This window comes from Kitasatospora sp. NPDC001603 (genome assembly GCF_040298365.1).
Classification (GTDB): domain Bacteria; phylum Actinomycetota; class Actinomycetes; order Streptomycetales; family Streptomycetaceae; genus Kitasatospora.
The window spans coordinates 138222-146180 of record NZ_JBEPAA010000012.1 but is presented as its reverse complement, the minus strand read 5'-3'; the positions used below and the strand labels follow the sequence as shown (position 1 = coordinate 146180).

Sequence of the window (7959 nt, the reverse complement as noted above, 5' to 3'; positions counted from 1 at the left end):
CGGTTTCTTTACCCCGGCCCGGCCTGCGCACCCCCCCCCCCCCGCGCCCCCCCCACCGCCCCGGGCCCCCCGGCTTGCCCCCCCCCCGGGGGGGGGGGCCCCGCCCCCCGCCCCCGCCCCTCGACAACTCACCACCCCGGTCATCAAGATGTGACGCCGTACCCTCCGTCACGTCCTTCACATCCGCACCGGGAGCAGCATCATGGGCCGCCTCACCTCGCACCGCACGGCCCTGCTCGCCGGCCTCACCGCCGTCTCGCTCTCGCTGACCCTCTGCGCCTGCGGCTCCGGCACCGGCGGCGCCCAGGCCGCCCCGACCCCGCTCGAATCGCCCAAGCTCACCGCGGTCGACATCAATCCGCACGACCGTGCCGAGCTCCGCCCGGGCGGCACCCTGCGGGTCGCGGTCGCGCAGTACTCCACCCAGTGGTCGCCGATCCACACCGACGGCAGCGAGTCCTCCACGGTCACCGTCACCAAGCCGCTGCTGCCGACCTTCTTCCGCTCCGACGCGGCCGGCACCCAGAGCATCAACCCGGCCTACCTCCAGGACGCCCGGTCCGAGCTCCGGGACGGCCACCAGGTCGTCACCTGGACGCTCAACCCGAAGGCGAGGTGGTCCGACGGCACCCCGCTCACCTGGCGCGACATCGCGGCCAACTGGCACGCCCTGAACGGGAAGGACCCCGCCTTCAAGGCCTCCAGCAGCACCGGTTTCGAGCTGGTCTCGTCGGTCGAGCGGGGCCGGGACGACTTCCAGGCCGTGATGACCTTCGACAAGCCGTTCTCCGAGTGGCAGTCGATGTTCAACGGCGCCGCCAACGCCCCGCTGCTGCCCGCGAGCCGGATCGCCACCGCGGACCTGTTCAACTCCGCCTACCTGGACGCGATACCGGTCACCGCCGGCCCGTTCAAGGTGGAGAAGCTGGACCGGGCCGCGCAGACGGTCACCCTGGTCGCCGACCCCGGGTGGTGGGGCGAGAAGCCGCTGCTGGACCGGATCGTCTTCCGTGCCATGGTGCCCAACACGATGGCCGCCGCCTTCGCCAAGGGTGAGATCGACTTCTTCAACAACGGCCCCGACGTGGCCGGCTACCAGCTCATCAGGAGCACCAAGGGCGCCGCCGTGCGCCGCGCCGGCGGGCCCGACTTCCGCCAGTTCACGCTGAACAGCCGCAGCCCCCTGCTGACCGACCCGGCCGTCCGGCAGGCCCTGTTCCAGGCGATCAACCGGGACGCCATCACCCGCTCCGACCTCAGCGGCCTGGACTGGCCCACCGTCACCCTCAACAACCACCTGCTGGTGGCCAACCAGAACGCCTACCGGGACAACTCGCTCGGCCTGAGCCGGTTCGACCCGGCCGACGCCGTCCGCAAGCTGGACGCGGCGGGCTGGAAGCTCGACGGCGACGTCCGCAAGAAGGACGGCCGGGAGCTGAACCTGCGGATGGTGATCCCGGCCGGGGTCACCCAGGCCCAGAACGAGGCCGCCGTGACCACCCGGATGCTCAAGGACGTCGGCGTCAAGGTCACCACGGTGACCGCCGCCGCCAACGAGTACTTCGACAAGTACGTCAACCGCCACGACTTCGACATCGCCGCCTACTCGCTGCTCGGGACGCCCTTCCCCGCCAGCGGCAACCGGGCCAACTTCGTCCAGAACGGCGGCACGAACCACTCCCTGGCCGGCAGCGCCACCGCCGACGCCGCCCTCGACCGGGCCGCCGCCGCGACCGACGCGGCCACCGCCTTCGAGGCCATCAACCAGGCCGACGGCGAGCTGTGGAAGGTGGCCGGGGTGCTGCCGCTCTACCAGCGCCCGCAGCTGTACGGCGCCCGCGCCGACCTGGCCAACATCGGTGCGCAGGGCCTGTCCGACATCGTCTGGGAGAACGTCGCCTTCCAGCGGTGAACGGCCGGGCGGGCCGGGCCCCGGGGAGCACGCCCCGGGGCCCGGCCCGCCGACCGGTTCAGCCCGCGCCGATCACGTCCCGGACCTCGGCGAAGTGGCACGCCGAGTCGTGCGCCGCCGGACCGCTGAGCGTGCTGGGCACCGCCAGCAGCGGGACCTCGGTGGCGCAGCGCTCCTCCGCCTTCCAGCAGCGGGTGCGGAACCGGCAGCCGGACGGCGGGTTGGCCGGCGACGGCAGGTCGCCGGTGAGCAGGATGCGCTCGCGCTGCTCCCGCCCGGTCGGGTCCGGCACCGGCACCGCGGAGAGCAGCGCCTGGGTGTACGGGTGGGTCGGGTGCGAGTAGATCTCGTCCTCCGTGCCGATCTCGACCATCTTGCCGAGGTACATCACCCCGACGCGGTCGGAGATGTGCCGGACGATCGAGAGGTCGTGCGCGATGAACATGTACGAGAGCTCGAACTCGCTCTGCAGCTGCTCCAGCAGGTTGATCACCTGCGCCTGGACGGAGACGTCCAGGGCGGAGACCGGCTCGTCGCAGATGATCAGCTCCGGCTTGAGCGCCAGCCCCCGGGCGATGCCGATGCGCTGGCGCTGACCGCCGGAGAACTGGTGCGGGTACCGGTTGATGTACTCCGGGTTCAGGCCGACGACGTCCAGCAGGTCCTGGACGGCCTTGCGGCGGTCGCCCTTCGGCGCCACCTCCGGGTGGATCTCGAAGGGCTCGCCGATGATGTCGCCGACCGTCATCCGCGGGTTGAGCGAGGTGTACGGGTCCTGGAACACCATCTGGATGTTCCGGCGCACCGCCTTCAGCCCGGCGCCGGAGAGCCGGGTGATGTCCTCGCCCTTGAACAGCACCTGGCCGGAGGTGGCCCGCTCCAGGTTCATCAGCACCTTGGCCAGCGTGGACTTGCCACAGCCGGACTCGCCGACGATGCCGAGCGTCTCGCCCTTCATCAGCTCGAAGGAGATGCCGTCGACCGCCTTCACGGCGCCGACCTGCTTCTTGAAGACGATGCCCTGGGTCAGCGGGTAGTACTTGACCAGGTCCCTGACCTCCAGGATGGGCTCAGCCATGGAGGGTCTCCTTCCAGAAGTGGCAGGCGCTGCGGCGGCCCGGCAGATCGGCCCCGTCGGAGTCCAGCACCGGCACCAGCCGCGGGAGTTCGCCGCGGCAGCGGTCCGCCGCCCGGTCGCAGCGCGGGTTGAACGCGCAGCCCTCGGGGATCCGCAGCAGGCTCGGCGGCAGGCCCTGGATGGCGTAGAGGTTCTGGCCCTTCTGGTCCAGCCGGGGAATCGACCGGAGCAGGCCCTTGGTGTACGGGTGGGCCGGCCGCGCGTACAGCTCGTGCACCGGGGCGGTCTCGACGATCCGGCCCGCGTACATCACGGCGATCTTGTCCGCGACGTCGGCGACCACGCCGAGGTCGTGGGTGATCAGGATCAGGCCCATGTTGAACTCGGCCTGCAGCTCGGCCAGCAGGTCCATCACCTGGGCCTGGACCGTGACGTCCAGGGCGGTGGTCGGCTCGTCCGCGATGATCAGGTCCGGTTCCAGGGCCAGCGCCATCGCGATCATGATGCGCTGGCGCATGCCGCCGGAGAACTGGTGCGGGTAGTCGCCGACGCGCTGCCTGGCGGCGGGGATGCGCACCCGCTCCATCAGCTCGACGGCCCGCTCCTTGGCCTCCTTGCGGGAGGCCCCCTGGTGCACCCGGAACATCTCGCCCAGCTGGTAGCCCACGCTCAGCACCGGGTTCAGCGAGGAGAGCGCGTCCTGGAAGATCATCGCGATCTTCCGGCCGCGGACCGCCCGACGGGCCTTGGGGCTCATGGTGAGCAGGTCCTCGCCCCGGAACCGGATCGCGCCGGCGGTGATCTTCCCCGGGGGCATGTCCAGGATGCCCATGATCGCCTGCGCGGTCACCGACTTGCCCGAGCCGGACTCCCCCAGCACCGCCAGGGTCTCCCCGGCCGACACCGAGTAGCTCACGCCGTTGACGGCCTTGGCCACGCCGTCCCGGGTGTGGAACTCGATGTGCAGGTCGTCGACCTCCAGGAGCGGCGTTCCGGGCACCAGGTTCTCCCGTCCGCCGCCGATCACCTCCACGGCGTCCCGGCGCGGGGTGCCGTCCTTCGACTGCTTCGACAGCTTCGTCGTGTCACTCATCGTCCGCGGCCCTCCTCAGCGCAGCTTCGGGTCGAGGGCGTCGCGTACCGCGTCGCCGAGCATGATGAACGCCAGCACGGTGATGCTCAGCACCGCGGCCGGGAAGAGCAGCACGTGCGGCGCGGTCAGGAAGCGGGACTGCGCGTCGCTGATCATCAGGCCCCAGGAGATCGCCGGGGACTGGATGCCGATGCCGAGGTACGAGAGCGCGGCCTCGGCACCGATGTAGACGCCCAGGTTGATGGTCGAGACCACGATCACCGGGGCGACCGCGTTCGGCAGGATGTGCCGGGAGACGATCCGCCCGGTGCCGGCGCCGAGCGCCTTGGCCGCGACCACGTAGTCGTTGTGCTTGTTGGAGAGCACCGCCGAGCGCATCAGCCGGTAGATCTGCGGCCAGCCGAGGACGGCCATCACCGCGGAGACGGTCCAGGCGTTGCCCTTGCCCCAGGTGGACATGATCAGCATGCCGCCGAGCAGCAGCGGGATGGCGAAGAAGATCTCGGTGACCCGGGAGAGCAGGCTGTCCCAGATCCCGCCGATCCAGCCGGCCCAGAGGCCCAGCGTGCCGCCGACGGCGACCACCAGCGAGGTGGTCAGGATGCCGACGATGATCGAGTTGCGGGCTCCCCAGACGGTGCGGGTGTAGATGTCGCAGCCCTGGACGTCGAAGCCGAACCAGTGGTCCGCGCTGGGCCGCTTCAGCGAGTCGGACAGGTTGCAGAACCCCGCCGAGGTCGGGTCCCCGTCGGTGAACAGGCTCGGGGCGACGGCGAGCGCCACCATGAACAGCGCCAGGAACCCGCCGATCAGGAACAGCGGATTGCGCCGCAGGTCGTACCAGGCGTCGGTCCAGAGGCTGGCCACCCGCTCGTTGCCGGTCCGGCCGGCCTCGGCGCCCTTGGTGAGCACCGCGGTCCCGGGCGCCGCGGAGCCGGGCTGCTCGGGGATCGCCACCTTGGTGTCCTCGCTCTTCGTCGGCTCACTCATAGCGGATCCTCGGGTCCAGAACGGCGTACAGCAGGTCGACCACCAGGTTGGCGAACAGGTAGACGAGCACCAGGGCGCTCACGATGCCCACCACGATGGTGCGTTCGCGCAGGTAGACGGACTGGAAGAGCTGGTGTCCGACCCCGGGGATGTTGAAGATGCCCTCGGTGATGACCGCGCCGCCCATCAGCCCGCCGAGGTCCATGCCCAGGAAGGTGACGATCGGGATCAGCGCGTTGCGCAGGCCGTGCCGGACGACCACCCGCAGCGGGCTGAGGCCCTTGGCGACCGCCGTGCGGACGTAGTCCGCCCGCATCACCTCGATCAGGCTGGTCCGGGTGAGCCGCGCGATGTACGCCAGCGAGGTGGAGGCGAGGACGTAGGCCGGTAGCAGATAGGACCGGAAGCCGGCGTCCTCGTTGAACGAGACCGGGAAGAAGTCGATGCCGTAATCGGTGTTGAGCTTCACCCCGAGCACCAGTTGCAGCACGAAGCCGATCACGAAGACCGGGATCGAGATGACCATCAGGGTCGAGATCAGCACCACGTTGTCGATGAACTTGCCGCGGCGCAGGGCGGCGATCACACCCGCGGTGACACCCACCACCATCTCGATGACCAGCGCGGTCACCGCCAGGTTGATGGTGTACGGGAACGCCGTCTTCATGACGTCCACGACCTCGTTGCCGCGGTAGTCCTCCCCGAAGTCGCCCTTGAACAGGCCGACCAGGTAGTCCCAGTACTGGATGAAGAACGGGTCGTCCAGGTGGTAGCGGTCCCGCAGGACCGCGACGACGGCAGGGTCCTGCCGTTTCTCACCGGCCAGTGCCGTGATGGGGTCGCCAGGCAGCAGGAAGACCAGTGCGTAGATCAGGAACGTCGCGCCGAGGATCACAGGTATGGCCTGGATGATCCGGCGGACCACATAGCGGCCCATGCGGCCTCCTCGTGGTTCGGGGCACGCCCGTGACGGGCGGCACGGGGGTTGCCCGCGCCACCCGTCCCGGCGTGCCGGTCAGCTGGATGTCGGTCAGGCCAGTTCGACGTTGGCCAGGTCCATCTGTCCCTGGGCGTTGACGTTCACGTTCTTGACGGTCTTGGTGTACGCCGCGGAGGACATGTAGGTGTAGACCGGGATGTACGGCAGGTCCTTGACCAGGATGTCGTCGGCCTGCTGGTAGAGCTTGATGCCCTCGGCGTCGGTCTTGGCCGCGTCCGCCTTGGACAGCAGGGCCTCGAACTCCTCGTTGACGTAGCCGCCGTAGTTGGACCCGTTGTCGATGGCGACCTTGGAGAAGATCGGCCGCAGGTAGTTCTCGATCGACGGGTAGTCCATCGACCAGGCCATCCGGAAGGCGCCGGAGTACTTGTGCTCGCCCAGCGCGGTGAGGATCGCGCCGAACTTCTCGAACGGCTTGAAGGTGACCTCGATCCCGAGGTTCGCCTTGAGCTGGTTGCCGACGGCCTCGATCCACTCCTTGTGGCCGCCGTCGGCGTTGTAGCCGATCTCCAGCGTGTTGCCGGGCAGGCCGCCGGCCTGGGTGAAGAGCGCCTTGGCCTTCGCCGGGTCGTACTTCGCGGCGTCGCCGAGCGCGCCCTGGCGGTACCCGGGAATGATCGGGTTGATGAAGTCGTCGGCGGGCTTGCGGGTGCCCGAGAAGATGGTCTTGGTGATCGATTCCCGGTCTATCGCCATCGAGATCGCCTTGCGGAGGTCCGGACTGGCGAATGCCGGATTCGTCGAGATCGGGAATCCGAGGTAACCGACGCCGGAATCCGGCTTGTAGATGTAGCGGTCGCCGAACTCCTGGGCGACGGTCGCCATCGCCGAGATCGGCAGCTTGTCGGTGATCTGGATGTTGTCCGCTCGCAGATCGTTGTAAGCGGTGTCCAGCTTGTCGTAAATCTTGAACGTGACGGAATCCAGCTTGGCCTTTCCGTCGGAGGCCGGGAAGTTCTCGAAGCGCTTCACCTTGATCTGCTTGTTGTGCTCCCACTTCCCGTCGATCTGGAACGCGCCGTTGCCGATCGGCGCGTCCTCGAAGGCCTTCGGGTCGGTGAAGAACGCCTTCGGGAGCGGGAAGAACGCGTTGTAGCCGAGCATCGTCTTGAACTGCGAGAACGGCGCCTTGAGGGTGACGGTGAAGGTCTTGTCGTCGACGACCGCGAGGCCCTTGAGCTTGTCGGCGGTGGGCTTCTTGTCCTTGCCGGGGGCCAGCTCGTCGGAGCCGAGGATCTTGTCGAAGAACGGCAGGGCCTCCTGCGCGTTGTCCTGGTTGGCGCCGTAGTTCCAGGCGTCGACGAAGGACTGGGCGGTCACCTTCTCGCCGTTGTGGAAGGTGTAGCCGTCCTTCAGCTTGATCGTCCAGGTGGTGGCGTCCTGGCTCTCGATCGACTCGGCGACCCGGAGCTTGGGCGAGTTGTCCTTGATGTCGTAGTCGACCAGGCCCGCGAAGATCGCGTTGAGCACCTCGGCACCCTCGGACTCGGAGGTGTTCTGGGGCACCAGCCCGTGCTGCGGCTCACCCAGCTCGACGCTGATCGAGCCACCCTTCTTGCCCGACCCGGCGCCGCTCGCCTCGCTGGAGGACTTCTTGTCGCCGCCGGTGCTGCAGGCGGAGATCGCGAGTGCGGTGCACGCCGCGAGCGCGGTCCAACGCATGGTCTTGGTGAGCCTCATTCAAGTGCCTCTCGATTTAGGGGCTTACGAACGAACGGCGCCCCGCCAGTCGGTGTGCCGGGCATGGCAAGGGTCGACATCTCAGGGCCGATCCGCACAGTTGGCGAGGTGACCACTGATACGCGCAGAGCAACTATCGATCACCCGACCCCTCCGGCGGAATCCGCCTCACATCTCTTTTCAATTACATGCTCAGACCAAGTCAT

General features: G+C 68.7%; 6 protein-coding genes. 1 reads left to right on the top strand and 5 read right to left on the bottom strand.

The window, feature by feature from the left end; all coding sequences use genetic code 11:
- Window positions 1–202 precede the first annotated feature (202 nt).
- Window positions 203–1912 carry an ABC transporter family substrate-binding protein gene (locus ABT263_RS11300; RefSeq protein WP_352290029.1) on the top strand — a complete coding sequence of 570 codons (1710 nt, stop codon included), beginning with the start codon at window positions 203–205 and terminating at the stop codon, window positions 1910–1912.
- Between the two features lie 58 nt (window positions 1913–1970).
- On the opposite strand, the gene ABT263_RS11295 is transcribed toward ABT263_RS11300, so the two are convergent.
- From ABT263_RS11295 to ABT263_RS11275, 5 genes are all read right to left on the bottom strand, one after another.
- A complete protein-coding gene (locus ABT263_RS11295) occupies window positions 1971–2990 on the bottom strand; it encodes an ABC transporter ATP-binding protein (RefSeq protein ID WP_352290027.1) in 1020 nt (339 codons plus the stop codon).
- Entirely contained in the window at window positions 2983–4083 is a 1101-nt protein-coding gene (locus ABT263_RS11290; RefSeq protein WP_352290025.1) for an ABC transporter ATP-binding protein, read from the bottom strand. The genes ABT263_RS11295 and ABT263_RS11290 overlap by 8 nt, the downstream gene beginning before the upstream one ends.
- A 15-nt stretch (window positions 4084–4098) precedes the next feature.
- A complete protein-coding gene (locus ABT263_RS11285; RefSeq protein WP_352290023.1) occupies window positions 4099–5073 on the bottom strand; it encodes an ABC transporter permease in 975 nt (324 codons plus the stop codon).
- Window positions 5066–6010, bottom strand: a complete 945-nt coding sequence (locus ABT263_RS11280) for an ABC transporter permease (RefSeq protein WP_329489447.1) — start codon at window positions 6008–6010, stop codon at window positions 5066–5068. The genes ABT263_RS11285 and ABT263_RS11280 overlap by 8 nt, the downstream gene beginning before the upstream one ends.
- 93 nt (window positions 6011–6103) lie before the next feature.
- Window positions 6104–7753, bottom strand: a complete 1650-nt coding sequence (locus ABT263_RS11275; RefSeq protein WP_352290021.1) for a peptide ABC transporter substrate-binding protein — start codon at window positions 7751–7753, stop codon at window positions 6104–6106.
- Between the last annotated feature and the right edge of the window lie 206 nt (window positions 7754–7959).

Coding starts and splice junctions, on each gene's coding strand:
- ABT263_RS11300 (WP_352290029.1), top strand. CDS start 203: ATGGGCCGCCTCACCTCGCACCGCACGGCCCTGCTCGCCGGCCTCACC.
- ABT263_RS11295 (WP_352290027.1), bottom strand. CDS start 2,990: ATGGCTGAGCCCATCCTGGAGGTCAGGGACCTGGTCAAGTACTACCCG.
- ABT263_RS11290 (WP_352290025.1), bottom strand. CDS start 4,083: ATGAGTGACACGACGAAGCTGTCGAAGCAGTCGAAGGACGGCACCCCG.
- ABT263_RS11285 (WP_352290023.1), bottom strand. CDS start 5,073: ATGAGTGAGCCGACGAAGAGCGAGGACACCAAGGTGGCGATCCCCGAG.
- ABT263_RS11280 (WP_329489447.1), bottom strand. CDS start 6,010: ATGGGCCGCTATGTGGTCCGCCGGATCATCCAGGCCATACCTGTGATC.
- ABT263_RS11275 (WP_352290021.1), bottom strand. CDS start 7,753: ATGAGGCTCACCAAGACCATGCGTTGGACCGCGCTCGCGGCGTGCACC.